Genomic DNA, 26,784 nt, shown 5'->3' on the forward strand with positions numbered 1-26,784 from the left:
GGGGGCGGTGGGTTAAGGCCTAAATATTTCCATTTCCCTTTGAACTGCCCCTACGTAACAAAAGAGGTTTTGCCTATTGAAAATGAAGCAATTGGTGACGAAAAAATCCAAAAAACCATAGGAATAAAAAATCATCAAAAGTACCCATGCACTTTTATCATATGCCGCTTCAAATCTTGCTCCTTCACTTTCTTCTTACACTTCAAACAGACAACCAAATCCTTCTTTGCCAGAACCTTAATCTTTCTATTAACCCACTTATCAGTACCAAACACGTACGATGGCTCATCCAGTGGCCGTATGCGACCAAAAGCAGGCTCATATACACACAACTTGCCCAAGAGAAAACCCGCATTATTTTTTATTCTCAAATTGATAGACTTCGACCTCCCCGTCTCAATTGTTATATTGGTATAAGTTTTTAACCCATCAACATTGCAAGCTTTGACGACACCTATAATCTCATCACCAACAGGACTGAACTGACCTTCACCAATGGAGAACAGAGCGTTCTGCACGCTTGCATCAGGCTCGAAACATGCATGCTTAAACCATGGAGGTCCTAGTGGAGGATCAATCCAGACTGAACCACCATTGTGCCGAATGAAGTAAACTTCCCCTTTACATACTGGACAGCTCGTACAAAAGCAATTGCTTTCTGAACTAATCGTATAACCTGAATAGTCAAAAACCTTCGAATTACCTGGATGGATACATCCGCCCTGTGAATGTATCGGTATGCATCTACCGTTTTACATATCGAAAGTCTATTGAATTACCACATCGACTACATATACTCATATTTTTCGACTATAGAATTAATTAGAATAACAAAACAAATCCACATTCCAGAACCTTGCACCTTTACTTGATAAAAATTTAGCAATCTACCAAGAACTTATACTTATTTACAACTCTGCAACCCTCCAATTTTTTGAGATTTCAAGCCACATAACTATAAAATTATTGAATCCTAAACTGCACCGAAATATAAGCAGAGGGGCTGATTTATCTTGCTTCGAATAGAAAATTCGCCCCTCTTTCTTTTATTTTCGGGTTCTCTTCAGGCTCGGGAATATCTGAAAACGCCTTTAACATTTTCGGCAAGATACCCCCCAACTGAATCGGCACCTATCAAACCAATGAAGATACTTTTCGGCACATCAAAATACTGATAGAGCGTACCATTCTTAAACTCTACCTCTAAAGTCTCACTTTCTTCATCATAGCCCACTGATTCTACGTTCGAAGATGACACAGAAACTCGTTCCATAACTTTCCCCTATGGTTTTACTTTTTCAATTCTTGGATTTTGAGCACGCCACGTCTCTACCAATTCTTCATAGTTAGGACTATCCTCCATCTTTATCCCCCAGCCACCCGGAGCAAGCGATTCATCCATTGGCAACTCGTCGTATACAACAGGATCTTGACTATCAGGTCTTCGATTCTTTGGAGGTGCTTGAATAGACGTTCTCATAGGAAGCTTTACCGCTTCACCTAAAATGATAGCTTCTCCGGTCCTCAAAATTGGAAGCATGCTAGTTAATCCATCTAAATTATCAGACAGCGCCGAGGTGATGTGCGCGCGATCTGTTGAATTGGCTAGCCGGAGGGCAAAAAAAGTTCCACATTGAGAAAGAACTGTAGGATCAATTTCTGATGGACGTTGGCTCACTATCATTGCCCCAATGCCATACTTTCGCCCTTCCTTTACAATTCGCTGTACAATTTTTGAAGCCATACCCTTGGCGCTATCATTTAGATATATATGAGCCTCTTCCATAACAATTAACAATGGTCGATGCCTGCCACCCTGAGATAAGTTTCTCGCCCAGAAAAGAGCTTCATATAATATCCTAAGCACGGCACCTATAGTAGTTTGCAAAATATCTGGAGGAACACCAGACAAATCCAAAATTGAAACAGCCTTTCCACCAATCCAACTTTCAAGAAGCTTATCCAAGTCGCTCGTCACACGACCATCCTCCTCAGGCATCCAATCACCCGGGCGAAATATAAAATCATACCTAGGGATTCGAAGTTTTGTGCCAAGCAGCAAAACGTTTTTACCGATATTCAGCGAACTCGGCAGATAATTTATTTTTTCCTCGCCAGCCTCGTTAACAACATTTTTGAATATTGGTGGAATACCTATTGAAGGATTCCCCTTTAATTCGTTCCCTTTAGCATCAAGCTCGTAGGCGAGATTATCCATCGGTTTACCTGGGCGCCCTTTGTAGTACGTTGCAAATGTTTCGACAAAAAGCTCATACCAAAGATGATGAATACTAAAAGGTATGGGGGAATCCACACTTATTGAGTCCAAAGAAGCACCAGCCTTAGGGTGCTTCGCAACCGAATCCACCTTCAACTTATGGACTCTCTCCATAACAATATTTTTTTCTTTTTCGTTGCTAAACTCACCAAAACTTATCTCGCAGAGCTCGTCAAAATTCAATGCCCAAAATGGAATTTGCAGTTCGTTCTCTTTAGTTTTAGATGACTTGATTGAGCTTATCTTAAAAATGTCAGCCTTATCACTTAGAGCTGACCCATATTCTCCATGCAAATCGAGCATAATAATTCGGGCGGACGGATATTTTGAATTATCGGACAAGGCATTCATAATGCTTGCTATAGTTGTTGATTTTCCTGACCCCGTAGTACCCACGACAGCAGAATGCCGGGTAATAAGCTTATTTATATCTATAAGAGCAGGAATTGACTCTGCATTTGAAACATGTCCGAGCTTTACAAAATAAGGCTTTTCAGGCCGACCATAAATTGCCTTTAGTTCCTTTTCCGAAACTAAATGAACTTCATCTCCAATAGTAGGGTATTGCGACAAACCTCTTTGGAATGACCCGTTGCGCTGCCCCTCTCCGACAAGTTGAATTCTCATCCAACGATTACTTTGAGCGTCGCTATTCGTCTTGCTCTCCGGAACAGCACTAGCGCCAACCTGGCTAACAATTCCGAACAAATCGGAAAACCCTATAGGTATCCTCACAAAGCTTCCGATTTGCCCAACTCTATATCCTTGGCCATCTATGTATATAAAACCTGTAAGAGACTGTTTGGATAAGGAAATACTAACCGCCGTCCCATTCACATCTTGAACGTCACCCAGATATGTTTCCTTACTAGCCATTAACTGCCTCCTTGAGCCGAACCAATTATTCTTTTGAGGAAGCTTGTAAATACAGAAAAATCACCCAACTTGACAGAGCTTACTGTTCGACCTGATTCATCACCAGATGTAGAAGACGTAACAAACGCTTTTATATCAACATCAGAATCATCACTTTCGGGAAACAAAGCCCACCGACCTATGTTAGTGCCTATGATCGCTTTATTGAAGGTCCAGACATTTAGATTATGCTGATTTTTTGCTAGGCGATACGCTTCTGGATATCGTTCTTTCTGCTCCGTGGCAGAAAGCGACTCCTCAAAATCCCCATACATCAGAGCAAGGACCATCGCAGTAGGATTAGCTTTTAGAGCATTTACTATGGCGTCATTTAAATGACCGTCATTAAATGAATAGCCAGACATAATTAGCAATGACGATTTTTTCCGAATAAAACGATTTAGCTGATCAATTAGCGCAAGATAGGGCATCTTCCGACTTTCTTCATACTTCAAATGCGAAGGATATATCAAGTGAGATGCGTCCTCTTTAATCTCCGAAGATCGATAGACCTTTTTTTGATTAGCCGCATCCACTTTATACCAATTAATTGACCCGTGAATCTTCCAAAGTCTAGTCCAGTGAATTGGTATTAGATTATCCTCCAACGCCCTCAAATCAAAAAAAGATCTCCGGGCACCCACGAATCCGTCAAAATACTCAATCTCCAGATCTTCCAGAGACTGCTCCATCAACAAATCGTAATTCGTGGTAAAAATCTCGACGGGAGTTTTTCTGTCAATGGAGCGAATCCACTTACACAATTGATGATATGGCGTATCTTGATTTGGAAGTAACACATCAATTTTTTTAACAATAATTTTGCAAACTTTCCTCTCTAACTCTAATAACGCCTCCTCGCTCAAGCCTCTGACATCTCCGCCCTTTGACACAGCCGAAAGGCTTCTTAAAAAGCTTAAAATATCCTCTATATTTTCGGAGTTCCTTTCTGCCTTAACCAATTCAGCCAAGAGAACTTGATAATGAGCGTCACCAGTAAGATGGTCATTAATAAATCTTGTAAGATTCGCCACATCAGGAATTAATGGCCATTCATCAGTCGGCATACTAACTGATAGAGGACAGCCTGCTGATAGAAAGAAGCCAATGGACTCATTATCTTGCGACAAGGATTGACGAAGATATTTTAAGTGTCTAACAGGATCATGAACTCCTTCCATTCAACCATTACCTCTCTGAAATAAATACTTCAATTATTCCCAAATCAGAGGGGCTTAACATGGCATCCCGCCTGATGTTTCCCTGCGTGCGGTGACTGAACCCTGCAGGTTAGCTTGCGTTGATACTAGCGCTTTTATAGCGAAATGCCATGTCAGTGACATGTATGAACGGGGAACGGTTTTTGAGCCCTTCAGCAGCAGCGTTTCAGTCGCAACAACACGAGAAAATAGGGGACGAATTTATTTTCACAAGATGAGCCCCTTCTCTTGGCCAATGAAGGCACTGTGATAGCATGCTTGCGCCTCCCCCCGGAGAGGGGGAATTTTTTCTACATCCCGCAAGGAATATGCCCTCGTGAAAGACTTCGTCATCAGCGTCAACAACACCGTCCTCTATCTCTCCTTGGCATTCATCTGGCTGGTCGCTATCGTCGCGATTTTCACCAGCGGGTTCTTGCCGGCGCTGGGTATCTTCGTGGCCGGCACCCTGTGCTGGTGCATCATTTCCGGCTTCTGGTTCGTCCAGTCGGCGACCTACGAAGAACTGCGCAAGCTGAACGCCAGCAAAAACTGAAACCTCAGGGTGGAGCCGTAAGTGCCCCGCCCTACCCTGAGCGCTTGGTTCCGTGCCAAGCGCTCTCGCCCACCGCGAATGGCTCGCATAAATCCCGCATTTTCCGAAATTCTGAAAATCCCTCCGTTCCCTTTCTGCCAATAAAGCCCAGTACTATCTCTCAAGAAATATCCCCGTCTTTTGTCCTCATCCACTGAGTGGCGAACTAAAGGAGTTTTGGTTTTGGGACATTTTCTGACTGAGCCTCAGCTGACCGACGTCAGAGCTGCACTCTCCTGGCCTTTCAACGATTTGCCGGTCGAATACGATTACGTAGCGGCGGAGGTCAGAGGCATCGATCCTGACGTGCTCTACGAAATCCTTTATTCAGAGGTCGCGCCGGTGTGCTTCACCAACCTTGTGGCTGCTGTGCCTCCGGTATGGACTGGCTTTGATCCAGACTCGCTCAGGGCAATGATCGAGGAAAGGCTGGCAGCGAGGGAGAACAGCTGGTTTCGCAGGCAGTTTGATAAGGCGTTGGTTCGCTGGCTGCAATACAACTATGACTACATCTGGAGGGAGATTTCCTCCAGGCTTTGAACGCTTAAACAGGTTCGTTTAAAGCAACCCGCCGTAACTTCCCCAAGGCTACAACGCCTTGCGTCATTGCCTACGACTACGCCAGAATCCGCCGGCTTGTGCGCCTGGCATGCGGCTTTTATCGTTCTGGGGTCACTGAAAATCAGTGATCGGGTTTGGTAGCCCGGTATTTCCAGGCGCATAGCGCCACCTCTTTGCAGGGATCGTTCTCATCTCTGCTTTTTTATGGTGGCCGTGCGCAGGGCTTCTTCGGAAGCGCCGGGTTCCTGGACCGGTCTACCAACCTGAGCATGGCCACCACCTTACGTTTGGTAGCGAAGGGTGATGGCTCCTAGATTGCTTTCCAGGAGATACATCATGATCAAACCAACACCCAACCCACCCGAAACCGACCCCACTTCCCCCTACGAATCCCCCAACTCCAAAAAACTCCACGACGCCGCCGAGCGTGCGCTGGATCATTACCTCTTCCCTGCCGCCGGGATCATGTCGTCCTTGAACGAGCCCGAGCGGATGTACCTAGCCAATCCGAAGTACAACACCGAATGTTTGCTGGCCAATGCCAGCGAAAACCTCGGTGCAGCCAGTGAGATGCTGAGTAATTTCGCGGCCACGCTCGATCCGTCGCATCGCAAGACGGCGATCGGTATTGCGCAGGTGGTGATGATTGCCGAGCTGGCGGTTAATCAGGCGCTGGATCACGTCGAGGTCGCGTAACCCGGCGATGGCTGTAGGGGCAGTCGGTGGCTGCTTCTACAGCGTATTCGTTACGGCCCGTTTTGTGGCAGGAACAAGTGCGACGCAGGCTGGCATGGGATATCGTGCCGGCCTCGTAATCGACGTGTGTTCATGGAGGATAAAGTGCGGATTTACATTACAGGCGCGTCGTGTGCGGGCGTGACCACGCTGGGGCAAAACCTCGCGGCTCAGCTCGGTGTGCAGCAGGTCGATGTCGATGATTTTTTCTGGATGCCGACCAACCCTCCTTTCACGACCAAGCGCCCTCCCGCCGAGCGCGTGTCGTTGATCCAGCAAACCTTCGGGGACGATGGTTGGGTGCTGACCGGTTCTTGCATGGTGTGGGGCGAAGCGCTGCTGACCCAGGCCGATCTGATTGTGTTTGTCGTGACGCCCACGCCCGTTCGCCTTGAACGGCTGGCAGCACGTGAAAAGGAGCGCTTTGGCGATCGGATCGCACCCGGTGGCGACATGCACAAGATCCATGTGGCTTTTCGGGAATGGGCCTCGGAATATGACAATCCGGAGTTTTCAGGACGCAACCGCGCGTGGCACGAACGATGGCTAGCCGCGCAAACGGCGCCGGTGCTGCGGGTTGACGGGGTGAACAGCCCTGAAGCGATGGCGTCGGAGGTCATTCGGGCGTTGTCGCAAGTCTCGCAATAGCTCGAAACGCTCAGAGCCCGGTAGAATTCTTGCTATCAAGGATCGACTAATGAAATGCATAGCAGATTTGGTTGAAATTAATGACCCCGCCATGATCTACATACGGGAAATGCTGGAGCAGGCCGACTGCCCCTACGACTTGCTTCCGCCCTCACCTCAAAACACCAGCGTTCTTCTACAGCTACAGGTCACGACCAAGTCGACTTTGGGGGCTATAGCATTTGAGACTGGCGGGATACTGCTTGATCATGGCTGGCTTCGTATTCTTGGTTCAGGTCATCAAAAACTCACAAGGACCCTGGCGGGATGGAGCGAGGGACGGGCGCAAGGACATCTGCTGGTGGCAGATGACGCGGCAGGTGGATGCTTTTCCATCAATGGCGGCGGCTTGGGTGATGATGTGGGAGCGGTGTACTACTGGGCGCCCGATAATCTGCTTTGGGAGCCATTGGGCATCGGTTATACCGCCTTCTTGGAATGGGCTGTGAGCAATCGTACGGCGGCCTTTTATGAGGGCCTGCGTTGGGAATCCTGGCGCGATGACATTCAGCGTGTGAGCGGTGATCAATGCGTGTCTTTCTACCCATTCCTATGGACACAAGAGGGCTCAGTGGCAATAAGCGCGCGCAGGGTTGTCAGCATGGCTGAACAATATGACTTGAACCGCACATTAGCCGGCCAGTTGCAGGCCCCCGCGATCAATCCTGATTAAAGTAATGTAGGCCGGCAGCGAGTCAAAGTGCGCTGGTAACCAAGCCGATTGGCAAGATCGATTGCCGCAAGCAGCTCTGGCTCAACCTTCATCACGCCTTTCACAAATCCCCAAGCTACGTTAGCGTGCAGGCTTTTCATGCTGGGAAAGCGTTAATGAAAGCAGTGACGGAACGACTCGAAAAATGGTTGGAAGCCAACATCCCTGAAACACTTGAGGATCTGGCGCCGGGATGCTCGGACGCCGAAATCGCCGAGTTCGAAAGCCTGGTAGGCAGGTCTTTTCCCGAGAGTTTGAAGGCACTCTACAAGTGGCGTGACGGGCAACGCGGCGCTGCGAATTCAGGTCCCTTCTATGGTCTTGAATTTCTGTCGCTGGCAAAAGCCAGGGACAATTGGGAGTCCTGGAAAAGCATTATCGATGGATGGTCGTCCGAAGAAATGACCGAGGCGAGTGCCTTCTGCACGTCAGGAACTCCCGATGCTGTCCAGAAACTGTACGCCAGCAAATATTGGATTCCCTTCGCCTACGACTACGGTGGTAACCATCTCGGAGTCGATCTGGCCCCGGGAGCACTTGGCACTGTGGGTCAGGTCATCAACTTTGGCAGCGACGAAGACGACAAATACGTCGTTGCCACCTCCGTTGCCGCGTTTATGGAGTGGCTGGTCGATCAACTCGAAAGCGGTAACTTCATGATCGAGGAGGAAGATGATGGTTCGCGAAGCTTGAACACCAGGACGCCTGAGATGTTTCATTTTCTGGACGCGGTTCCCGTTCTGTTCGGGGCGCAATCTGCTTAACGTAGTGGATAAAAATGGGGACAGATCTATTTATCTAAAAATGGGGACAGATCTATTTATCCGGTGGTGAAAAAATAGCTCCGTCCCCATTCCTGTGGTACTGCATTCCTGACAGGAATGCCCCCATAAAAAACATGAATTTTATTTAAAGCGCCCAATCTTTTAGCGTGGCCATTCTGCATATGGAGATGACGCTATGAATGACTCAAGCCTGCGCCTTTACGTCGATGCTCAATTCACCAGTCCCTACGCAATGTCGTGCTTTGTGGCCCTTCGAGAAAAGGGAATCGAGTTCGAAATGAGTACCTTGGACCTGGACAAACTGGAAAACCAGGCCAGCGATTACGCCCGTCTTTCGCTGACTCAGAGAGTGCCTACCCTCGTGCATGGCGACTTTGCGTTGTCGGAATCATCGGCGATCACGGAATACCTGGAAGATGTATTCCCCCAGACAGCTGTTTACCCCCGGCACCCACAGAAGCGCGCGGTAGCGAGGCAAGTTCAGGCGTGGCTGCGCAGTGATTTGCTCCCGATCCGACAGGAACGCTCTACCCTTGTGGTCTTCTATGGTCAGAAATACGGACCGTTGTCAGCGTCGGCTGAGGCTGCCAAGCAAAAGTTGATTGATGTCGCTCAATGGCTGCTTACCGACAATCCGGACTACCTTTTTGGTGAATGGTCGATCGCCGATGTTGATCTCGCGTTGATGCTGAACCGATTGATACTCAACGGAGACACGGTGCCGGCTCAACTGGAGGATTACACTCAACGCCAATGGCAGCGCCCGACAGTACAAGATTGGATCAAGCTGGAACGACCTCGAATTTAGCGGTACTAAAAATGGGGACAGATGTATTTTTCAGAAAATAAATCTGTCCCCATTTCTCTCTTGTCCCCATTTCTCTCTGCACTCTGAGGCGCTACAGCTCCAATGCCTTCGCCATGATGACCGTGCGCTCCGCCCCGTGAAACTCGTCTCGAACCTTTTCAAACCCAAGCGAAGCATAGAAGCCTTCTGCAGTGACTGAAGAAGGCACACGCAGCTGGTTCAGACCTGCATTGATGGCAAGTGATTGAATCCTCTCCATCAGGCGTCTTCCGACGCCCTTTCCTTGATGGCACGGATCGACAAACACACTTCGGACAATGTCGTTATCCAGACTCGCGGTTGCAACGATATGGCTGCCGGTTGTAGCTACGAGGACTTGACGCTCAGCCAACAGATGAAGGATCGCCGGGGGAGAAAAACTTTGCGCCACTTGCTCGATGATTTCGGCGGAGTAGTCCTTAACGTTCGACGCGCGCAAAGCATTGAGGATCGTTCGACTGATCGCTGGCGCATCTGCATTCGTAGCGTTTCGAATCAGGTAATCCATCAAGGGCCGCTCCTTGCGCGTCATAAAAAAATGGGAAATACGAGCTGCGTTATATAAAACCCATCCCGGACCGGGAGTCGATCATGGTTTCGCGTGTTGCCAGGTAAAGCCGACGATACACCGTCACCAGTTGCGCCTGATTGAACGCCAGATTGCGCCCGCTGGGATTGGGCAGAATCCAGACGTCAGCGCCGCCGAACGTGTCCTCTTGCAGCCCCACTTGATCGACTTCTTGCCGGATACCCGCTGCCGCCAATAAGCCCGGATTGATTCCGCAGAACACCACGTAAAGGTCTTCGGTCAGGATGTCTTCAAGCCGCATATGCCCCTATCTCCCCAAGCCGAGCTTTGCCCAAGGCCCACATTCGATCCAGTTGGCAACTGGTCCGTGGATCGGCCTCGAAACTGTAACTGTTCATCCTGCTGACCGTGAGCGAAATTAAGGCCACTCCCCGCCCGAAATGAAGTGAGCACACGCCGTGGATCTGACCGTCACCACCCTCCTCGTCACCTTCGCCGGCGTGTTCCTGATCTGCTTCATGAAGGGCGCGTTCGGCGGCGGCTTTGCGATTGTCGGGATTCCGCTGCTGTCGCTGGTGATGGACCCGATCACGGCTGGCGGGCTGCTGGCGCCATTGTTCGTCGCCATGGATCTGTTCAGCCTGCGCTACTGGAAGCCTTCCACCTGGTCAAAACCCGACCTGAAGTTGTTGGTACCAGGTTTGATCGTCGGCATCGGTGCCGGCTATTTGCTTTTCCGGGTACTGGACCACCGCGCCATCGCCATCGTCATGGCGGCGATCACGCTGTTGTTTGTCGGTTTGTGGTTCAAGGCGGGCGGAGAAGTGCAAGTGCGGCCGCGCTCCTCTCCCAAAGCCGTGGCTGCCGGCATTACTTCGGGTATTACGACGATGGTGGCGCATTCCGGCGGGCCGCCACTGGCGATCTATCTGCTGCCGCTGGGGCTGAGCAAGCAGATGTATGCCGGAACGACCAGCCTGTTTTTCACCGTGGGCAATCTTCTCAAGGCAGTGCCATGGCTGCTGCTGGCCAAACCTACCGGCAACGTCCTGACACTGATGCTCGTCAGCTTGCTCGCTGTACCCTGCGGCGTCTGGCTGGGTTGGCGGTTGCACGCCCGACTGGACCAGCGTCAGATGTACCGCGCCTGTTATGGCTTGCTGGTGGTCACGGCGCTGAAGCTGTTGTGGGATGGAGTCGGGGGATATATGACCTGAACGAAGTTCAGGCCGGGCCGGGGTAATTTGAATGCCCGCACGGCAACCGATTGATCCGAATGCTGGACGGATGAAATAGGCTTCATACCATTGCGAATCGACAACCTGGAGGTTGATTTGAAAACAGAGAGTGCAAGGCGCGTGATTGTCATCGGTGCCGGCATCGTGGGTGCGTCCGTCGCTTATCACCTGGCTTGCAAAGGTGCGCAGGTCACTGTGATCGAGGCCGGTGAGGTCGCGAGTGGCGTGACCGGGCGCTCGTTTGCGTGGATCAACACGTCGCAAAGTGGGCCTGATCCCATTGCGCAACTGCGCGCTGCAGCAATCCAGGAGTATCACCGGCTCGAAGCGGAACTGCCGGACCTGAAGATTCACTGGACGGGCGCCCTGAGTTATCCGCCCGGCACAGACCTGGAAGCTTCAGCCAACCTGCTCACTCAAGCACAAATTCTCGACCTTGAGCCGAACCTCAAAAATCCCCCTCGACAAGCCTTTTACAATCCACAGGAAGGCGCATTGGACGCCGTGCAAGCCACCCGTGCGTTGATCGCCGGTGCTCAGGCTCTTGGAGCGACGGTACTGGTGCATACCCGAGTGCAGGGTCTTACCCTCCGCGATGCAACGGTGACTGGCGTCGAAACCGCAACGGGTGCCATCGAAGCTGACGTGGTCGTATTGGCCGCAGGAACGGGCATCAAGCAACTGACTGAAACTCTGAACCTGTCCCTTCCGATCGAGACCTCGCCCGCTGTTTTCATCCGCTACAGGATGCAACCCGATCGGGTGTATACCCTGATCTCCAGTCCTGAGATGGAAGTCAGACAGGATTCGCAAGGGATCTTGCTGGCGGCGGAAGACTATCTGGACAACTCCCTGGAGAACCGCCCGCAAGCCATAGCGCAACGAACCGCGGCGGCCATCCGAAACGAGTTGGCGGATATCATTTCCATTGAGCCAGAATTGGCGTGTATCGGGCTCAGACCCATGCCTGCGGACGGCGTGCCCATCATCGGTTATCTGCCCGGGATCGGCGCAATGTACGTTTGTACGATGCACCCTGGCGTCACACTCGCTGCAGTCGCAGGCCGCCTGGTCAGTGACGAGCTGATCGACGTTCAGGTTTCACCTGCCCTGGCGCCATGCCGGCCTGACCGTTTTTTCAAGACGTAAGAACAAGCCCGCGGTGGCCGGGCCGAGCACTCCCATTGACCGCATCAATAACAACCATTAATTCAATGAAGTTCTCATATCAAATCGAAAGCGTAGGATCTGCTCCATACCAACCCACTGCACACGGAGTACAGAACCATGAAACGCCAAACCCTCCTCGGTATCGCCTTCTCGCTCTTCGCCCTGAATGCTTTTGCGGCGACTGAAACCGATCCACTGTTCAGCGATGCGGTTGCCGCTGCGACTCAAACCGACCCACTGTTCAGCGATGCTGTTGCCTCTGCGACTCAAACCGATCCATTGTTCAGTGATGCGGTTGCTGCTGCGACCCAGACTGATCCACTGTTCAGCGATGCCGTTGCCGCGACCGAAACCGACCCACTGTTCAGTGATGCAGTGGCCGCAACCGAAACGGACCCGCTGTTCAGTGATGCGGTAGCAGAAGGTGGTTCGGACCGTCTGATCGAACGTCGTAACGTCTGAATGAAGGGTTTCACCGCAGTACCCGACGAAAGCCCGGCCTTATCCGCCGGGCTTTTTCATATTGGGACAGGTCTATTTTTCAATCGAAGGCGCCATTGAGCACTTCATAAATCAGCCCGGTGGCCAGCGCGACCAGGATCAGATCGGTGCCGACCTGCTGCCATTCGTAGCCGTCGTAGTGCGGCAGTCTGCCGACCAGTCGACCATCGAGCTTCTTCGCAATACCGGGCGGCAGCGGTTTGCCCCGCGCCAGGTTCTTCTGAATGCCGGGCGGCAACGCCGGGCCTGGGGTCCAGTAGCCACGATAGCCGTCCACAATCCCGATCACCCCGCCGCGATCGATACTTGGGCCGTGCCCCTGATAACCGCCCCCGCCTTTTTTCCCCTGATTGCCATGATCCTGGCTGTTATGCGGGTTGCCTTTGCCCTGCCCCTTTCCATTGCCAGGATCGGCCAGCGCTGACACCGAAGTGCTCAACAGCGCAATACAGGTCGTGGTCGCAATCAACGTGCGTAAACCGGACATGGGTCGTTCCTTGAAAGAGTGTATGTGGATTCTAGTCAGTTTTTTTACAGGCATGGAGAGATGGCCCTGTCATCGCGGTTTGTGACGATTCTCGATGCGTGCAGCTTTCGGTGCTCCCCGATTCGCGCTTACCATGCGCCCGACTCGTATTATCGCGGGAAAGAAGTCTGGCACCGCCGCTCCGACTTCAACGAAAAGGAATTCACTCATGTTTGAACGGAACAAACTGGTTCCAGAACTGATGGTCACGGATCTGCAGACCACCCTCGCTTTCTGGATCTCCTGTCTGGGCTTCACCATCGCTTATCAACGCCCTGAAGATGGCTTCGCCTACCTCGACCTGAATGGCGCTCAAGTCATGCTTGAGCAGGTAGATCCGAATGCAGGCCAGTGGCTGACGGCGGAACTGAGCAAGCCCTTCGGAAGAGGCGTCAATCTGCAGATCGACGTTGAGGCGGTTGCTCCCATCATCGAAAGACTGGGCGCCGCCCAGATTCCACTTTATAAAACCTGCAAAGACACCTGGTATCGCGCTGACGATGTCGAAGTCGGCCAGCGTGAATTTCTCGTTCAGGATCCGGACGGTTATCTCGTAAGACTGGTAGAACGTCTGGGCGAACGTCCTGTTTGCACGATTTGATCAAGGAAGATAAAAACAATGAAAAACGACAATTTGGCACGGCCTCGAAGGGGCGAATTGCAGTCGCCGGCCATTCCCCTGCTCGAAGAGTATTCGCCCGGCGACGGCATCATCTGTGCGGACGGCGGCGCTCGTTCCCGTGAGGTGATCCAGGAACAGGTGTTGGCGTTGATCGACGGGTTTCTGACCCGCTCGACGCACAACCGATCGCGGTCTTGCCTGCGCATCGTTCATCCGTCAGGATCCCTCCCTTTTTTGACTGGCAGGAGCAATCGTGGAACGTCTTTTCGTTTATGGAACCCTGGGCCCTGGCCGGCCAAATGAGCATGTGATGCTGAACATCGGCGGCACGTGGCAGGCCGCTTCGCTGAAGGGGCGCCTGTCGCAGGCCGGATGGGGTGCGGCGATGGGCTTTCCCGGTCTGGTGATTGCCGAGGATGGCGATGTGATCGAAGGCTACGTGTTCGCTTCCGAGAATTTCCACGAGCACTGGGCGGCGCTGGATGAGTTTGAAGGGGCTGAGTATCAGCGCGTGTTGACCAAGGTGACACTGGATGACGGGACGGCAATGGATGCCTATGTCTACGCGCTCAAATAGTCGGCCTTCGGCCATTTCTCGACGGATGAAAACCCTCCTGGCCGGGCTAGTGTTTTGTGTTGGACTATGGGGTGTTTCCGAGTGGTGGGAAAAGGCGTTGGCGAAGCCTGATTACGCAGCTCATATCAGCCCAGATGGCTGCTTCAGGGTGCAAACTTTCAGACCTTTCTGGTTACTGCCCAACTTCCTTCACCCGCAGGCACCACCGGACGACGCCTTCGAAACCCAATGGTTCGTCCGCTGGGAATCTCCCGCGTTTTTCCGTTTGTACGACAATCGCGATGATCAGCTACTTGGCGAAAGCGAAATCTACGATCTGGTGAGTTACGGGAACCGATTGTCTTGGGGTTACGGCAGCGATACCGAGGTTCGCGTCGGCTTGATAACGGTCGGCAATACTCGCCCTGATTGTAAAAAGGGAGACTGATGAAGCCATGACGAGCCGCGAACTACTCCATAGCAAAGGCTACACACTGCTCTTTGGAGCGGTTCCGACCATGTGGCTGGCCGCCCTTCGCATCGCATTCGATACCGACATCAAACCCTCAAACGAATGGCCCGTGCCCCGCGGCATCGACTGGCGCCATTCGCAGCTCGACACTGACCCGACCGTTCAAGCCGTGTGCCGATTGCCACCCTTGCTGGCGGTGGTGGGCGAGTTGATCGGCGAGCGCTTCTTCCTCTCGCAGGTCGAGGGCCGCGAACCGCTCATCAATGGCGGCCACCAACAACTGCACCGCGACTTGTCGGCGCAACGCCCCGGCGACACCGTCAACGCGCTGGTGTACCTCGACGATTACGGACCCGAAAACGGTGCAACCCGCATCGTTCCCGGCAGTCATCGCCCTGCACAGAACGAGCCCCCGTTCGATTTCACTGACGAGTCCCGATCCGTGCAACTGACGGGCAACGCGGGCGACATTCTGATCTTCGATGCCGACCTGATCCACGCGGGCAGCCTGAACTCCAGCGGCGCACGCCGTCGCGCCCTGTTGATCACCTTTTTTTCCGACTCGCTCTATGCAACACACTTGGAAACAGTGGGCCTGCGCAACATACAAATGGACACGTCCGAGCGGTTCGAACCCGCTGATTTTTCGTTCGGATCGTGAAACCATTCATTTGACTTGCTTGCCTCAGGCAACTATATAGTTGCCTAAAGCAAACATATGAGCATCACGCCATGTCCACAATCACCGACCGCGCCGACATCGTCCGGCAGTTCAACCGTTTCTACACCCATCAGATCGGCGTGTTGCAGGAACACTTGCTGCAAAGCGACTACTCGCTGACCGAGCTGCGCATCCTCTACGAACTCGCGTCCCAGGGCGATCTGACCAGCACCGACCTGCGCCAGATACTCGGCCTCGACGCGGGCTACATGAGTCGCCTCATCAGCGGTTTCGACAAAAAAGGTCTGATCCAGAAAGTCCCCTCCACGACCGACGCCCGCGCCAGTCAGTTGCACATCACCGACCTCGGCCGCAAGATCCTCGCCCCGCTGGAGCAAGCCTCGCGACAAGAAGTCATCACCCTGCTCGAACGCCTGTCCGAACCGCAGCAACTGCAACTGATCGCGTCGATGAAGCAGATCCAGACGCTACTCGAGGGCGGCCAGCCGACGACCTATCTGCTGCGCGATCCGCAGCCCGGTGACATGGGTCTGGTGGTGCATCAGCAAACCGCGATCTACAGCCGTGAATACGGCTGGAATTCAGAGTTCGAAGCGCTGGTGTCAGAGGTCGTCGCCAAATACCTGCGCGAATTCGACCCAGCCGGCGAGCGCTGCTGGATCGCGGAGAAGGACGGCAAGGTGGTGGGTTCGGTGTTCGTCATCCGCCACGACGAAACCACCGCGAAACTGCGCATGCTCTACGTGGATGCCAGTGCGCGGGGTTTGGGGATCGGCAATCGGCTGGTCGAGGAATGTCTGCGCTTTGCCCGGGATGTCGGCTACAAAAAGATGATTCTGTGGACTACCAGCAATCTGGTGGATGCCCGCCGGTTATACCAGCGGGCGGGGTTTGAGTTGGTCGAGGAAGAGCCGATTCACAGCTTCGGCAAGGATTTGGTCAGTCAGACGTGGGCGATTGCTTTGTGAGGTCTATGCCCAGTCTTTATAGCCAGGCAGAACGGGGCACAAACCACGGGTGATTGCGCCCGGAACGGCTCAGTGCGGACTGGCAGTCGGACGAACCACGATTTCACTCACATCGACATCGTCGGGCTGTTCGATGGCATAGGCGAGCGCTCGCGCAATGGCGTCTGCATTCAGCGCCACACGGCGGAAGGCTTTCATTTCCTCGCGGGCCACCTCATCGGAAATCGTATCGGCCAGTTCGGACTCGACGACGCCCGGGCACACCACGGTGACGCGGATCTTGTCCGTTTCCTGGCGCAGACCATCCGAGATAGCCCTGACCGCGAATTTGGTCGCGCAGTACACCGCGGCGGTCGGAGAAACCGCGAGGCCACCGATCGACGAGATATTGATGACCTGACCGAAACCCTGCGCCTGCATGTCCGGCAGGACGGCGGCAATACCATGCAGTACGCCACGCACGTTGACATCGAGCATCTGGTTCCATTCGTTGACCTTCAACGAGGCCAAGGGAGACAACGGCATCACGCCCGCGTTGTTGATGATCACATCGACCTTGCCATGTTGCGTCTTGGCGAACGCCACGAAGGCGTGCATCGATTGCAGATCCGTAACGTCCAGTGCGCAGGCACTTGCTGAACCACCTTCGGCCTGGATCTCGCTGACCAGTCTGTCCAGACGCTCGGTACGGCGGGCACCGAGGACCACATGCGCGCCTTTGGCAGCGATCAACCTAGCCGCTGCTTCGCCAATACCACTGCTTGCACCGGTAATCAGGACGACTTTGTTTTGAATGTTCGACATATCCGTAGCTCCTGCTGTCTGCATTGAGGTTCAGCACCGACCGCTGAAGACGCGTTCGTTGCTGCGGGGTACGTCGAAAAGATTAAGGGCACGGGCCTCGTCGGCGCGTGCCGAAACCTGCGCAACTTTTGCCTATTCGTGTCTGTGTGCATCGCTTGCAAATTTGTGATGAAGCGCCGCTCACGCCCCACGGAACTCGCTGGGCGTTACACCCACTTCACGCCGAAAGACCTGCGAGAAGTGACTGGGGCTCGAGTAGCCGACCTCCAGCCCGACGTCGATGATGCTAAGGCGGGTTTCCAGTAGCAGGTGCCGCGCACGAACCATACGCATGCGAATGAAGTACTGCGATGGCGACAGCCCCGTCGCCCGCTTGAACAGGCGGCTGAAGTGGTATTCGCTCAGCTCGGCAAGGCTTGCCAATGTTGCCAGGCTGAATTCAGCGCTCAGATGCGCGCGCATGGCGTCCGTGACTTTGCGCAACTTGTAGGCTTGCAAGGCGTTGACCCGACGCCCGGGCTGGCTTTCAGCGAGATAGCTGCGCACCAGATGCACGGCCAGCGCCTGCGCCAGAGAGCGGGCGAAAAGCGCGCTGGGCGAGCGTTCCAGAAGCAGCTCGGTGCGCAACTGCTCCATGACAAACGCGACGCGCCCGTCCCGTGCCCCTGAAACATCGCGCAAACGCACAGGCCCGGCGTGCTGGCCCGACAGCTCTCGAGACGCTTGCTCGATCAAGGGCAGCCCCAAATAAAGATGCATGACTTCGAAGGTATCGCCTCCGTGCGTCTGCCAGCGCATTTCATACGGCTCATCGGAACTGGTGAGGAAAAAATCGCCGGCACTGACCTCGGCCGCTTCCCACTCGCCCCCCAATGCGCGCTCCTCTACCGTCGCCGCCCCGGCCAGAACCAGAACGAGCAGCGGTTCCACCACTGCAGGCACGAGAATGGGCTCAGTAACGCTGCGATGGGTAAACAGCTGAATCACCACGTCCGTGATTTCTGGGCGCGAGGGTAACGCCTGGGGTTCACCTGGCAGGAACTCACCCATCGACTCGCCGGTGATGCGCAAGTCTCGAGAGGATGTCGACAACGCGTCCTGGGAGGTACGCCCGGTATTTGCCATGAACTCGTCCTTTTCAGATTCGGCTGTGCGAAGCCAGACAGGTCTCGGATGCTTGCCCGCACGCCGTGTCACGCAGACCGGCTCGATGATATCGGGCTTTTCCCGTGGGTTGAATCGAGCACCGAACCTCCCTCACTGACATTCAGCGCAAAACCCCGACAGCGTGGGCAATCTCACGAAAGCCGACTTTGCCTCGCTGCGAGACAGTAGGCCCGTCGCCGATGAAAGCGCCTCGCCGGCGCCGACACGGCTTATCCCTACTCGATCGAAAACGCTGGAGAACATCATGACCGACTTCAAGAACAGCACCCCAAACGAAGTGGCCGGTAAAGTCGCACTGGTCACTGGCGCGGCCAGTGGCATCGGCAAGGCCATCGCACTGCTGCTGCATGCCCGCGGCGCCCAGGTCATTGCTGAAGATATAAACCCTGAGGTCGAAGCACTGGCCCGCCCCGGCCTGGTCCCCCTGGTGGCCGACATCACTCAGGACGGGGCAGCCGAGCGCGCGGTCGCCCTGGCCGTCGAGCAATTCGGGCGGCTGGACATTCTGGTCAACAACGCCGGCATCATCATCAATAAACTGGTCATCGACATGACCCGCGAAGACTGGGAACGCATTCAGGCGGTCAACGCCACGGCGGCCTTTTTGCATAGCCGGGAGGCGGTCAAAGCGATGATGCCCAACAAGTCCGGATCGATCGTCAACATCGCGTCCTACGCCTCCTATTTCGCCTTCCCCACCATTGCCGCCTACACCGCCTCCAAAGGCGCGCTGGCCCAATTGACGCGCACCCTGGCGCTTGAGGTCATTGGCCACGGCATCCGCGTCAATGCTGTCGGTGTCGGTGATGTGGTGACCAACATCCTCAACAATGTGGTCGACGACGGCCCTGCCTTTCTCGCCCAACATGGCGAAGCGGCACCGATCGGCCGCGCCGCCCAACCGGAAGAAATCGCCGAAGTGGTCGCGTTCATCGCCTCGGACCGGGCCAGCTTCATGGTCGGTTCGGTGGTCATGGCCGACGGCGGCATGACGGTCACGGCCGGCTGAGCCGCAGCACAAACGCGCCGCAGGACATGCCCGACCTACCCGAGAGGATCAGGCAAATCTGCGGCAGTTTCGTCCTAACACCGCTGCGCTCGGCTACGTAATCTGAAAGCACGCAACGGATGCACACACAGGCCACGGCAGGCCGCTCAGATGAACAACGTCAATGAGGACTGAACAATGAAAAACGCAAAACGGCTTTCCCTTTCACTGGTGATCGGCGCGATGGTGGCCTGCGCGATCAACCTTTCCTCGACCAGCCTGTTCCTGGCCGCTGACGGTGCTGATCGAACTCCCGGCATGCGCGTGAGTGAAGGCGGCAGTGATCGCACTCCCGGGTTCCGCGTTGCCGCAGACGGTTCGGACCGCACGCCAGGCATGCGCGTCACTGAAGGCGGCAGTGATCGCACTCCAGGGTTCCGCGTTGCCGCAGATGGTTCGGACCGTACGCCCGGCATGCGCGTAACTGAAGGTGGCAGTGATCGCACTCCGGGTTTTCGCGTTGCCGAAAACGGCTCTGATCGCACGGCTTTGGGCCGTATCGGCTCAGTCTGAAAATCCGAGGAGAAAAGTGATGAAAGATGCCAAAAAAACCACTCAGGACCATCGTTACGCAGGCATGTGGGTTACCGCGGATGGATTCATCCGTCATGAGCTTCTGACGAGTGGTCGTTACGACGAGGCCCGTGGTAAAAACAAGAGCGCCTATCAGGGCCGCTACGAACTGGTCGGTGATTACATCCAGTACTGGGACGACACCGGCTTCACCGCTGACGGCCACTTTCATGACGACGTGCTGTATCACGCCGGAATGATCCTGTATCGGCAATGAGTACTTTGATGATGTCGGGCGAATATCGTCTGCCTGAAAAGCTTCAGGCAGACGTTCATCAACACTTGTGAGAGCCTTGAAATGGAACAGAGCGATGCTTTCATCCTTCAAAACACAGCCGTCTACCGTGACGAACTGGTTCGCCTGCTGACGCAACGCTTTACCACACCCGGGATCTATGAGACCGCCATAGCGCCCCTGCATGTCATCCGTTTCGATGCACCTTCGGAGCTGATCCATACCGTGCACAAACCGGCACTTTGCCTGATCGTGCAAGGACAAAAGGAAATCGGCCTGGGTGACGACCAGTACCTTTACGACCCCCTCAGCTACCTGGTGGTTTCGGTCACCCTTCCGGTGTCCGGTCGCGTGCTGATGGCCAGCCCGGAGGCGCCCTACCTGTGTATCCGGTTTGATTTCGAGCCCACGGAAATCGCTCAGGTCATCGCCGACGCTCCGCCGGCAGGCGTCCCGGACGAGCCGGAGCTTGGCCTTTTTCTTGAGAAAGTCGATGTACCCCTGCTGGAAACCATGCTGCGGCTGGTCCGGCTGCTGGAAACACCGAAAGACATCGGCATGTTGGCACCGCTCGCCCTTCGCGAGTTGTATTACCGCCTCCTGCGGGGTGTGCACGGCCGTCGTCTGTACGAGCTTGCCCTCGGCGACTCGCAAACACGGCGAGTAACACGGGCAATCGACTGGCTGAACAACCACTACACCCAACCCTTGCGCATCGAAGAACTCGCCCGGGTCGCCAATTTGGGCAACTCCACATTGCATCATCGCTTCAAGGCGGTGACAGCCATGAGTCCGCTGCAGTATCAGAAACAACTGCGCCTGCAGGAAGCCCGCCGCCTGTTGCTCGGCGAAGGGCTGGATGTGGCGAGCGCCTGTTATCGAGTGGGCTACGAAAGCCCGTCGCAATTCAGCCGGGAATACAGTCGCCAGTTCGGGTGCCCGCCCTCCAGAGATGCCAGCCGGGTCCGGCATCCTGCGTGATGGCCTGGCCGGAGCCGGTTCAGAGCAGCAGAGCGCCGGGCAAAGATCCAATACGAAGGTTATTGAAGGAGCCATCGGAGGTTGTTTAAGGGTTTCGGCTTTCGCTGTTTAAAGACACTCTGCGTTACTTCCTCAAGGCTACAACGCCTTGCGTCATTGCCTACGACTACGCCAGAGTCCGCCGGCTGAGGAATGAGTGTTGACCGAAGCTGCCATGGTGGACGGCAGCTATCGGCCAGAGCAAACGTTGCCGATTGTGACCAGGTCCAATCTCCAGTGTCCGCCCTCTTTTTATGTCGTGGAACAAGCCGTTCGCAGCGACAGAGACTTCAGATTTGCGACAAACCACCGTCGACCATCAGTTCCACGCCGTTCACATATCTGGCGTCGACCGAGGCCAAAAACAGTGCCGCGCTGGCGATTTCTTCAGGTTGTGCCATGTAGCCCAGTGGCGTGATTTGCTCGACGTATTGGCGTAGCGCAGCGATGTCGGTCTCGCTCATTTTCAGCCCGTTGTCCATCAGCGGCGTGCGTGTGAAGCCAGGGCTCAACACATTTGCGCGGATTTTGCGGTCCTTGAGTTCGTTGGCCCACGTGCGAGCAAATGATCGCACCGCCGCCTTCGACGCGTTGTACAGACTCAATCCCTCCATACCATTGCTGGAGCAGATCGAGGCGGTCAAGACGATGGACGAATTGTCTTTCATCAAGGGAAGAAGTGTTTGAACGCTGAAAAAAACGCCTTTCACGTTCACGTCGAACATGGCGTAGTAAGCAGCCTCGCTGGTCTCTCCGAGGGGATTTTTCTCACAGATCCCGGCATTCGCGAACACCGCGTCAAGCCGGTCGTCCCGCGCCTGGATTGTCGCTTTGAGCGCGTCGAGATCGGCTTGGCGCGAGACGTCGGAAACCACCGCGACAGCTTTGTCGCCGAGTCTGGCAACCGCCGCCTCCAGCATTACCGCTGCCCGTCCAGTGATGTAAACGCGTTTGGCGCCCTCGGCGATCAAGGCTTGCGCAATGGAAAATCCGATCCCCGTGGAACCGCCGGTCACTACGGCAACCTGATCGCTGAATTTTCCTGACATGTCTGACTCCTCGGTCGTTGAAAAAGGGGTCGTCTGAAACGACCTTGCTCATGGTGAGCGTCATCGGAGCAGAGCGGCACTGACAGGAATGAACATTGATCGTGCAGTTTTGTAAGGCGAAAACGCAGGAGTGACTCCCTAAATTGGGACCCATGACTTGGTCCGAGCGGGCGCGAAGCCTTGCCTTTCACTTGTCGTCAAACCTGAGTTTCCCTACAGGATGCCTGTCATGTCTCGAATCGAAATCGAAGTGTCCGAACCCCGGCGCTGGTTGATGTTTGCCATCTTGCTCGTCGGTGCGTTTCTACCGCCCCTGGATTTTTTTATCGTCAACGTCGCGCTGCCCTCGATACAGGACGACTTGGGGACAGGTTCCTCTGCCGAGCAGTTGGTGATTTCTTCCTACGCGACGCTCTATGCCGTGACGCTGATTACCGGCGGGCGACTCGGCGACCTGTACGGTCGCGGGCGGATGTTCTTCCTTGGCCTGCTGGGTTTTGCCGCCGCGTCACTGTTGTGTGGCGTGGCAGGTTCGCCGTGGATCCTCATCCTCGGCCGAGCCTTGCAGGGGGTGACCGCCGCCGTAATGGCTCCTCAGGCGCTCGCATCGGTGCAGGCGATTTTTCCGGCGTCGGAAAGACCATTGGCATTGAGCCTGTACGGAGCCGTGTTTGGGCTGGCATCCGTGATCGGTCAGGCACTGGGCGGCTTTTTGATTGAAATCGACGTTTTGGGCATGGGGTGGCGGGCGATTTTTCTCGTTAATCTACCGATTGCATTGCTGGTGATTGCGTTCGGCATCCCTGTGCTGAAAGAAACCCGTGCGCAGCATGCCAACAAGCTGGATCTGGTGGGCACAGCATTTTCGATGCTGACCCTGACCGCTCTGGTCGTGCCTTTGATTGAAGGTCGCGAGGCGGGATGGCCGTTGTGGGCATGGCTTTCACTGGCCGCCAGCCCTGTGCTGGCGGTATTGTTCTGGCGCTACGAGAACCGCTTGCACCGAACTGGTGGGACCCCCATCCTCGCACCGGCCGTACTGAAAGCACCGGGCCTGGGGCGAGCGCTACTGGTCGCGCTTTGCTTCTATTCAATCGGTGTGTTTTTTCTGATGTTTTCGATTTACCTGCAAGGCGCGCTGCATATGACCGCGCTGCATGCCGGGCTGATTTTCCTGCCGTTCGGCGCTGGGTTTCTGCTCGGCCCCCTGTCGGTCCCTCTACTCAGACGCATCCTCGGGGGCTACGTGAATCCCATAGGCATGGGACTGGAGGTTTTCGGACTGCTATGGCTGGGCTGGCTCGTGTCAGTGACACCGACCACCCTCGCCCCGCCCTTCACATCACTCACGATCATCCTGTTCCTCATCGGGCTGGGACAAGGCCTGGGCCTGCCGACGCTGATGCGCATAGTCACGGGGCGGGTCGCGCCGGCGTATGCCGGAATGATCGCAGGCATCACCAGTGCAACGCTGCAAATCAGCACATCGCTGAGCGTCGCGCTGATTGGCGGTGTCTTTTATACCTTGCTGGGAGAACCGGCTACGGAAGTCAGCATCGCTTACGCGTTCACTATCGCTGTACTGTGTATCGCCGTCTGTCTGGCCGTGGGAGCAGCGATAAGCCTGACGTTAGCGCGCCAGCCAGTGCATGTACCGGAGGTATCGGCTGTCCGTTTGACCTGAGGGGGCTACCCCGCGCCGATCATGCTGGAAGCGAGGTCGGCCAGCGCACGCAGCCGGTCCATCTGACGCATGTCCTGGTGATAACCCATCCAGATGTCCCGCCCTGGTGGCGGCTCATCCTCATCCAGCAGGCGCAGTCCTGATATGGAGTCGCCGAGGACGCGGGGCAAGACGGCAACGCCAAGCCCCTTCGCGCACATCTGCGCCTGAACTGTACGGCTGCTGCTGGTGAACACTGTTCGGGCCCGCGGATACCGCTGCTGCAACCAATGCACGTCGGGGTAATGAGCCTGGGCAACGTTCATGAGGATCAGCCCCAGGCCTTCACCGTCCGGCTGCGGCGCCGGAGCATGCAAAGCGGCGTAGAGTCCGTAAGTCAGGGTTGTCAGCTTGCGGTGGACGATGTCGGGTTCGGTGAAAGGCACGATCCGGAAGGCGATGTCGGCATCCCGGCGAGCGAGGTCGAACAGACGATGCCCGGCGATGACTTCGGGAACGATCAACGGATACCGTTGCACCAGTTCGCTCAGGACCGGCGCCAACACATGGCAGGCGAACCAGTCGGCCGAGGATATGCGCAACAGGCCTTCCGGCTGATCGCCATGTCCTGCCAGACGACGCTCGATGGCCAAGGCGCTGTGTTCCATGTCCTGCGCCAGACTGAGAATCCTCTCACCAACATCCGTGAGCACCAGCCCTTGAGCCGTCCGCAGGAAAAAGGTTTGCCCGCTGGTTTGTTCAAGCACCTGCAGGCGCCGCCCGACGGTCGGGTGACTGACCCCCAACTGCCTGGCGGCACCACCGAGCGAGCCACTGCGGGCAATCGCCAGGAAGACCCGCATGTCACTCCAGTCCATGCCCTCGTCCCATACTGAAAATGAACGATGAGGTTGCAACAATGGCCGTCCCGCAGCAATACCCTTAACCACGTGCTTCGAAACCATTATCAAGAGCAGTGGCTTTGAAATGAACGTTGGCTCAGTCGGAGCGGATCACCCTACTCGCCTAAGGCATCCACCACTTCGATTCGAGTGATTCCGACCAGACTCGCCTGCTCGATAATCTCCTCAGGTGTCGAGTCTGCGTCAGGCATGATCAGGCTGTTCTCGCCATCCCCGAAATGTAACTGCAACAAGTGCATGGCCGCGTCCTGAATGGGCAATTCAGGCTGCTTCAGTTCGAGCTGATGGGTACGGGGCTGGTCGTTGAACAGGTACGTGATCGTGTAATTGAGCATGGATGACACCCTCAGAATGGTAATCGGCACCTATCCTGACTGAGTGGTCAGCTTATAGTTCAAGCAGATGACTGTTCATGAATTTCGATCCAGTCACGTGATCTGATCAGCCTCGCGACAAGGACTTCAGACGCTCGACCAGTGCGGCTTCAAAAATGATGTACAGCCGTTCGGCATCGCCGGCACGCAAAGCTCCGCCGGTTTCCAGTCCCAGCACGAATCCATCCGCCCGCGCCCCTGCCTTGACAGCAATGATCATCGAATCTGCCCGGACAATCTGCGCCAGCAGTCGATCTGCTTCACGCTGAATCTTCTCGCCCAACACTACGCCTTCCACATCGCCACCCAATACCTTCAATTCGACATCCAATACACGACAGCGATAACCGCTGAAACCCAAATGATGGGTCAGGATCGTTCAGCCCGCAACAACAGCTCACATCGCCCTTGGGACCACAGTTTGCGCGATCATCTACGACTTGTAATAGAACCCCCTCCAGAAAGGAGGGTCTGCTCTTTTATGACCTCTCGGAAGTAAATCCAATGTCCGCGCAGCGCAACCTGGTAATACTCGCTCGGGGTGGATACGCCTCCCGCGGAATGCTCTATTTGATCATCGGTATATTTGCCTTGATGGCAGCCCATGACTCGACAAAACCGAAGGACAGTCACAAGAGCCTGGAGGCCTTGCTGAGCCAACCGTTCGGCTATTTTCTGGTGGGACTTGTGGTGGCGGGTCTGCTTGCATTTTCGGCATGGCGTGTCCTGCAAGCCGTACGCGATGTCGATCATCACGGCACGCAATTCAAGGGTCTGGTGATTCGTGCAGGCCTGTTTGCAGGAGGTTTGGTCAACGGTGCTCTCGCGTTCTTCGCATTGGGCCTGCTCGTGAGCGGCACCCGAAACTCGAGCCATTCAGGAGAGCAAACCAAGGATTGGCTGGCGCATCTTCTGTCGTGGGAGCACTCGAATTTATTGTTGTATCTGATCGCGCTCATACCACTGGGCGTTGGAGTGGCTCACATCATCAAGGGATGGAAGGCTTCGTTCGAAAAGTATTTTGAGGCCGACGACGAGGTCATGCGTTACGTCCGTCCGGTGTCACAATTCGGCCTGATCGCCCGCGGAGTCGTGTTTATAGAAACTGCTTTGCTGCTGGCAGTGAGCGGTTCCGCTTATCAAGCAATGGACCCACCCGGCATGAAGGAAGCGCTGGACGCACTCCAGAATCTACCCGCTGGATGGCTTGTCTTGATGGTGATGGCTCTGGGGCTGATTGCCTTCTCGGTCTACAGTTTCTCTGAAGCGTGTTGGCGCAAGATAAACATGGATGTGCCAGGCGTAGCCAAATGAAAAGCCCGGCATTACGCCGGGCTTTTGATCGCGCCG

At 54.9% G+C, this 26,784-nt stretch carries 35 protein-coding genes; 22 read left to right on the plus strand and 13 right to left on the minus strand.

What is annotated here, in order from left to right; all coding sequences use genetic code 11:
- Positions 1-134 precede the first annotated feature (134 nt).
- The 4 genes from L6D82_RS19440 to L6D82_RS19455 all read right to left on the minus strand — a co-directional run bounded on the left by L6D82_RS19440 (position 135) and on the right by L6D82_RS19455 (position 4,374).
- A complete protein-coding gene (locus tag L6D82_RS19440; protein WP_236191074.1) occupies positions 135-518 on the minus strand; it encodes a hypothetical protein in 384 nt (127 codons plus the stop codon).
- A gap of 545 nt (positions 519-1,063) precedes the next feature.
- Positions 1,064-1,273: a KTSC domain-containing protein gene (locus L6D82_RS19445; protein WP_074690840.1), complete on the minus strand. Its 210-nt coding sequence runs from the start codon at positions 1,271-1,273 to the stop codon at positions 1,064-1,066.
- 9 nt (positions 1,274-1,282) lie between these two features.
- Positions 1,283-3,154 (minus strand): ATP-binding protein, encoded by a 1,872-nt coding sequence (locus tag L6D82_RS19450; protein ID WP_074690839.1) that lies wholly within the window; start codon positions 3,152-3,154, stop codon positions 1,283-1,285.
- Complete coding sequence (locus L6D82_RS19455; protein WP_074690838.1) at positions 3,154-4,374, minus strand: SIR2 family protein; 1,221 nt, start codon at positions 4,372-4,374, stop codon at positions 3,154-3,156. Before L6D82_RS19455 ends, L6D82_RS19450 begins: the two co-directional genes overlap by 1 nt.
- Positions 4,375-4,729: 355 nt before the next feature.
- Between L6D82_RS19455 and L6D82_RS19460 the strand changes: the two genes are divergently transcribed.
- The 7 genes from L6D82_RS19460 (at position 4,730) to yfcF (ending at position 9,275) form a co-directional block, all read left to right on the plus strand.
- Entirely contained in the window at positions 4,730-4,948 is a 219-nt protein-coding gene (locus tag L6D82_RS19460) for a hypothetical protein (protein WP_011333849.1), read from the plus strand.
- 222 nt (positions 4,949-5,170) lie between these two features.
- Complete coding sequence (locus L6D82_RS19465; RefSeq protein WP_236191076.1) at positions 5,171-5,527, plus strand: DUF7079 family protein; 357 nt, start codon at positions 5,171-5,173, stop codon at positions 5,525-5,527.
- A gap of 357 nt (positions 5,528-5,884) precedes the next feature.
- Complete coding sequence (locus L6D82_RS19470) at positions 5,885-6,244, plus strand: DUF6124 family protein (RefSeq protein ID WP_085690572.1); 360 nt, start codon at positions 5,885-5,887, stop codon at positions 6,242-6,244.
- A gap of 144 nt (positions 6,245-6,388) precedes the next feature.
- Positions 6,389-6,931: an ATP-binding protein gene (locus L6D82_RS19475; RefSeq protein WP_236191332.1), complete on the plus strand. Its 543-nt coding sequence runs from the start codon at positions 6,389-6,391 to the stop codon at positions 6,929-6,931.
- 49 nt (positions 6,932-6,980) lie between these two features.
- On the plus strand, positions 6,981-7,643 hold the full coding sequence (locus tag L6D82_RS19480; protein WP_236191086.1) for a DUF2625 domain-containing protein: 663 nt from the start codon (positions 6,981-6,983) through the stop codon (positions 7,641-7,643).
- 155 nt (positions 7,644-7,798) lie between these two features.
- Complete coding sequence (locus tag L6D82_RS19485; protein WP_236191098.1) at positions 7,799-8,446, plus strand: SMI1/KNR4 family protein; 648 nt, start codon at positions 7,799-7,801, stop codon at positions 8,444-8,446.
- Between the two features lie 196 nt (positions 8,447-8,642).
- Positions 8,643-9,275 (plus strand): glutathione transferase, encoded by a 633-nt coding sequence (gene yfcF / locus L6D82_RS19490; protein ID WP_236191101.1) that lies wholly within the window; start codon positions 8,643-8,645, stop codon positions 9,273-9,275.
- Positions 9,276-9,366: 91 nt separating this feature from the next.
- Here yfcF and L6D82_RS19495 read toward each other — a convergent pair whose 3' ends face one another.
- Complete coding sequence (locus L6D82_RS19495) at positions 9,367-9,822, minus strand: GNAT family N-acetyltransferase (protein ID WP_236191103.1); 456 nt, start codon at positions 9,820-9,822, stop codon at positions 9,367-9,369.
- Positions 9,823-9,871: 49 nt separating this feature from the next.
- A complete protein-coding gene (locus tag L6D82_RS19500) occupies positions 9,872-10,144 on the minus strand; it encodes a uracil-DNA glycosylase family protein (protein WP_236191107.1) in 273 nt (90 codons plus the stop codon).
- Positions 10,145-10,301: 157 nt separating this feature from the next.
- Here L6D82_RS19500 and L6D82_RS19505 point away from each other — a divergent pair, with 157 nt between their 5' ends.
- From L6D82_RS19505 to L6D82_RS19515, 3 genes are all read left to right on the plus strand, one after another.
- On the plus strand, positions 10,302-11,060 hold the full coding sequence (locus tag L6D82_RS19505; protein WP_236191109.1) for a sulfite exporter TauE/SafE family protein: 759 nt from the start codon (positions 10,302-10,304) through the stop codon (positions 11,058-11,060).
- A 117-nt stretch (positions 11,061-11,177) separates the two neighbouring features.
- On the plus strand, positions 11,178-12,230 hold the full coding sequence (locus tag L6D82_RS19510) for an NAD(P)/FAD-dependent oxidoreductase (RefSeq protein ID WP_236191111.1): 1,053 nt from the start codon (positions 11,178-11,180) through the stop codon (positions 12,228-12,230).
- 138 nt (positions 12,231-12,368) lie between these two features.
- On the plus strand, positions 12,369-12,713 hold the full coding sequence (locus L6D82_RS19515; RefSeq protein ID WP_236191122.1) for a hypothetical protein: 345 nt from the start codon (positions 12,369-12,371) through the stop codon (positions 12,711-12,713).
- 79 nt (positions 12,714-12,792) lie between these two features.
- Here the strand turns inward: L6D82_RS19515 and L6D82_RS19520 are convergent, their stop codons facing one another.
- Positions 12,793-13,239, minus strand: coding sequence for an anti-virulence regulator CigR family protein (locus tag L6D82_RS19520; protein WP_011333836.1), 447 nt, complete (start codon positions 13,237-13,239; stop codon positions 12,793-12,795).
- A 208-nt stretch (positions 13,240-13,447) separates the two neighbouring features.
- On the opposite strand from L6D82_RS19520, the gene L6D82_RS19525 reads away from it, so the two are divergent.
- The 6 genes from L6D82_RS19525 to L6D82_RS19550 all read left to right on the plus strand — a co-directional run bounded on the left by L6D82_RS19525 (position 13,448) and on the right by L6D82_RS19550 (position 16,578).
- Complete coding sequence (locus L6D82_RS19525) at positions 13,448-13,879, plus strand: bleomycin resistance protein (protein WP_102686753.1); 432 nt, start codon at positions 13,448-13,450, stop codon at positions 13,877-13,879.
- Between the two features lie 18 nt (positions 13,880-13,897).
- A complete protein-coding gene (locus L6D82_RS28700) occupies positions 13,898-14,203 on the plus strand; it encodes a hypothetical protein (RefSeq protein WP_372239323.1) in 306 nt (101 codons plus the stop codon).
- The gene (locus L6D82_RS19535) at positions 14,154-14,477 is read left to right on the plus strand and encodes a gamma-glutamylcyclotransferase family protein (RefSeq protein ID WP_102686752.1); all 324 of its coding nucleotides are present in this window, start codon (positions 14,154-14,156) and stop codon (positions 14,475-14,477) included. Before L6D82_RS28700 ends, L6D82_RS19535 begins: the two co-directional genes overlap by 50 nt.
- A gap of 25 nt (positions 14,478-14,502) precedes the next feature.
- A complete protein-coding gene (locus tag L6D82_RS19540) occupies positions 14,503-14,904 on the plus strand; it encodes a hypothetical protein (protein WP_085747425.1) in 402 nt (133 codons plus the stop codon).
- A gap of 7 nt (positions 14,905-14,911) precedes the next feature.
- Positions 14,912-15,589 carry a phytanoyl-CoA dioxygenase family protein gene (locus L6D82_RS19545; RefSeq protein ID WP_236191124.1) on the plus strand — a complete coding sequence of 226 codons (678 nt, stop codon included), beginning with the start codon at positions 14,912-14,914 and terminating at the stop codon, positions 15,587-15,589.
- Between the two features lie 71 nt (positions 15,590-15,660).
- Complete coding sequence (locus tag L6D82_RS19550) at positions 15,661-16,578, plus strand: bifunctional helix-turn-helix transcriptional regulator/GNAT family N-acetyltransferase (protein ID WP_236191127.1); 918 nt, start codon at positions 15,661-15,663, stop codon at positions 16,576-16,578.
- Positions 16,579-16,647: 69 nt separating this feature from the next.
- On the opposite strand, the gene L6D82_RS19555 is transcribed toward L6D82_RS19550, so the two are convergent.
- Both L6D82_RS19555 and L6D82_RS19560 read right to left on the minus strand, forming a co-directional pair.
- Positions 16,648-17,382 (minus strand): SDR family oxidoreductase, encoded by a 735-nt coding sequence (locus tag L6D82_RS19555; RefSeq protein ID WP_085747428.1) that lies wholly within the window; start codon positions 17,380-17,382, stop codon positions 16,648-16,650.
- 180 nt (positions 17,383-17,562) lie between these two features.
- Positions 17,563-18,507, minus strand: a complete 945-nt coding sequence (locus L6D82_RS19560) for an AraC family transcriptional regulator (protein WP_236191128.1) — start codon at positions 18,505-18,507, stop codon at positions 17,563-17,565.
- 286 nt (positions 18,508-18,793) lie between these two features.
- On the opposite strand from L6D82_RS19560, the gene L6D82_RS19565 reads away from it, so the two are divergent.
- From L6D82_RS19565 to L6D82_RS19580, 4 genes are all read left to right on the plus strand, one after another.
- Positions 18,794-19,558: an SDR family NAD(P)-dependent oxidoreductase gene (locus tag L6D82_RS19565; RefSeq protein WP_011333890.1), complete on the plus strand. Its 765-nt coding sequence runs from the start codon at positions 18,794-18,796 to the stop codon at positions 19,556-19,558.
- Positions 19,559-19,735: 177 nt separating this feature from the next.
- Positions 19,736-20,110, plus strand: a complete 375-nt coding sequence (locus tag L6D82_RS19570) for a hypothetical protein (protein WP_236191130.1) — start codon at positions 19,736-19,738, stop codon at positions 20,108-20,110.
- A gap of 19 nt (positions 20,111-20,129) precedes the next feature.
- Entirely contained in the window at positions 20,130-20,387 is a 258-nt protein-coding gene (locus L6D82_RS19575) for an Atu4866 domain-containing protein (protein WP_236191133.1), read from the plus strand.
- A gap of 81 nt (positions 20,388-20,468) precedes the next feature.
- Complete coding sequence (locus tag L6D82_RS19580) at positions 20,469-21,386, plus strand: AraC family transcriptional regulator (protein WP_102718781.1); 918 nt, start codon at positions 20,469-20,471, stop codon at positions 21,384-21,386.
- Between the two features lie 329 nt (positions 21,387-21,715).
- On the opposite strand, the gene L6D82_RS19585 is transcribed toward L6D82_RS19580, so the two are convergent.
- A complete protein-coding gene (locus L6D82_RS19585) occupies positions 21,716-22,474 on the minus strand; it encodes an SDR family NAD(P)-dependent oxidoreductase (protein ID WP_236191134.1) in 759 nt (252 codons plus the stop codon).
- 229 nt (positions 22,475-22,703) lie between these two features.
- On the opposite strand from L6D82_RS19585, the gene L6D82_RS19590 reads away from it, so the two are divergent.
- Entirely contained in the window at positions 22,704-24,158 is a 1,455-nt protein-coding gene (locus L6D82_RS19590) for an MFS transporter (RefSeq protein WP_236191136.1), read from the plus strand.
- Positions 24,159-24,163: 5 nt separating this feature from the next.
- On the opposite strand, the gene L6D82_RS19595 is transcribed toward L6D82_RS19590, so the two are convergent.
- The 3 genes from L6D82_RS19595 to L6D82_RS19605 all read right to left on the minus strand — a co-directional run bounded on the left by L6D82_RS19595 (position 24,164) and on the right by L6D82_RS19605 (position 25,732).
- Positions 24,164-25,015 (minus strand): LysR family transcriptional regulator, encoded by an 852-nt coding sequence (locus L6D82_RS19595; protein ID WP_102718784.1) that lies wholly within the window; start codon positions 25,013-25,015, stop codon positions 24,164-24,166.
- 140 nt (positions 25,016-25,155) lie between these two features.
- Entirely contained in the window at positions 25,156-25,395 is a 240-nt protein-coding gene (locus tag L6D82_RS19600) for a hypothetical protein (RefSeq protein ID WP_085747436.1), read from the minus strand.
- Between the two features lie 106 nt (positions 25,396-25,501).
- Entirely contained in the window at positions 25,502-25,732 is a 231-nt protein-coding gene (locus L6D82_RS19605) for a hypothetical protein (protein WP_085747576.1), read from the minus strand.
- A 206-nt stretch (positions 25,733-25,938) separates the two neighbouring features.
- Between L6D82_RS19605 and L6D82_RS19610 the strand changes: the two genes are divergently transcribed.
- Entirely contained in the window at positions 25,939-26,748 is an 810-nt protein-coding gene (locus L6D82_RS19610; RefSeq protein WP_085747437.1) for a DUF1206 domain-containing protein, read from the plus strand.
- Positions 26,749-26,784 lie beyond the last annotated feature (36 nt).

Source organism: Pseudomonas paraglycinae (assembly GCF_021601625.1).
GTDB classification, from domain to species: domain Bacteria; phylum Pseudomonadota; class Gammaproteobacteria; order Pseudomonadales; family Pseudomonadaceae; genus Aquipseudomonas; species Aquipseudomonas paraglycinae.

Coding starts and splice junctions, on each gene's coding strand:
- L6D82_RS19445 (WP_074690840.1), bottom strand. CDS start 1,273: ATGGAACGAGTTTCTGTGTCATCTTCGAACGTAGAATCAGTGGGCTAT.
- L6D82_RS19450 (WP_074690839.1), bottom strand. CDS start 3,154: ATGGCTAGTAAGGAAACATATCTGGGTGACGTTCAAGATGTGAATGGG.
- L6D82_RS19455 (WP_074690838.1), bottom strand. CDS start 4,374: ATGGAAGGAGTTCATGATCCTGTTAGACACTTAAAATATCTTCGTCAA.
- L6D82_RS19470 (WP_085690572.1), top strand. CDS start 5,885: ATGATCAAACCAACACCCAACCCACCCGAAACCGACCCCACTTCCCCC.
- L6D82_RS19480 (WP_236191086.1), top strand. CDS start 6,981: ATGAAATGCATAGCAGATTTGGTTGAAATTAATGACCCCGCCATGATC.
- L6D82_RS19485 (WP_236191098.1), top strand. CDS start 7,799: ATGAAAGCAGTGACGGAACGACTCGAAAAATGGTTGGAAGCCAACATC.
- yfcF (WP_236191101.1), top strand. CDS start 8,643: ATGAATGACTCAAGCCTGCGCCTTTACGTCGATGCTCAATTCACCAGT.
- L6D82_RS19495 (WP_236191103.1), bottom strand. CDS start 9,822: ATGGATTACCTGATTCGAAACGCTACGAATGCAGATGCGCCAGCGATC.
- L6D82_RS19500 (WP_236191107.1), bottom strand. CDS start 10,144: ATGCGGCTTGAAGACATCCTGACCGAAGACCTTTACGTGGTGTTCTGC.
- L6D82_RS19515 (WP_236191122.1), top strand. CDS start 12,369: ATGAAACGCCAAACCCTCCTCGGTATCGCCTTCTCGCTCTTCGCCCTG.
- L6D82_RS19520 (WP_011333836.1), bottom strand. CDS start 13,239: ATGTCCGGTTTACGCACGTTGATTGCGACCACGACCTGTATTGCGCTG.
- L6D82_RS19525 (WP_102686753.1), top strand. CDS start 13,448: ATGTTTGAACGGAACAAACTGGTTCCAGAACTGATGGTCACGGATCTG.
- L6D82_RS28700 (WP_372239323.1), top strand. CDS start 13,898: ATGAAAAACGACAATTTGGCACGGCCTCGAAGGGGCGAATTGCAGTCG.
- L6D82_RS19540 (WP_085747425.1), top strand. CDS start 14,503: ATGAAAACCCTCCTGGCCGGGCTAGTGTTTTGTGTTGGACTATGGGGT.
- L6D82_RS19545 (WP_236191124.1), top strand. CDS start 14,912: ATGACGAGCCGCGAACTACTCCATAGCAAAGGCTACACACTGCTCTTT.
- L6D82_RS19550 (WP_236191127.1), top strand. CDS start 15,661: ATGTCCACAATCACCGACCGCGCCGACATCGTCCGGCAGTTCAACCGT.
- L6D82_RS19555 (WP_085747428.1), bottom strand. CDS start 17,382: ATGTCGAACATTCAAAACAAAGTCGTCCTGATTACCGGTGCAAGCAGT.
- L6D82_RS19560 (WP_236191128.1), bottom strand. CDS start 18,507: ATGGCAAATACCGGGCGTACCTCCCAGGACGCGTTGTCGACATCCTCT.
- L6D82_RS19565 (WP_011333890.1), top strand. CDS start 18,794: ATGACCGACTTCAAGAACAGCACCCCAAACGAAGTGGCCGGTAAAGTC.
- L6D82_RS19570 (WP_236191130.1), top strand. CDS start 19,736: ATGAAAAACGCAAAACGGCTTTCCCTTTCACTGGTGATCGGCGCGATG.
- L6D82_RS19575 (WP_236191133.1), top strand. CDS start 20,130: ATGAAAGATGCCAAAAAAACCACTCAGGACCATCGTTACGCAGGCATG.
- L6D82_RS19580 (WP_102718781.1), top strand. CDS start 20,469: ATGGAACAGAGCGATGCTTTCATCCTTCAAAACACAGCCGTCTACCGT.
- L6D82_RS19585 (WP_236191134.1), bottom strand. CDS start 22,474: ATGTCAGGAAAATTCAGCGATCAGGTTGCCGTAGTGACCGGCGGTTCC.
- L6D82_RS19590 (WP_236191136.1), top strand. CDS start 22,704: ATGTCTCGAATCGAAATCGAAGTGTCCGAACCCCGGCGCTGGTTGATG.
- L6D82_RS19595 (WP_102718784.1), bottom strand. CDS start 25,015: ATGGACTGGAGTGACATGCGGGTCTTCCTGGCGATTGCCCGCAGTGGC.
- L6D82_RS19600 (WP_085747436.1), bottom strand. CDS start 25,395: ATGCTCAATTACACGATCACGTACCTGTTCAACGACCAGCCCCGTACC.
- L6D82_RS19610 (WP_085747437.1), top strand. CDS start 25,939: ATGTCCGCGCAGCGCAACCTGGTAATACTCGCTCGGGGTGGATACGCC.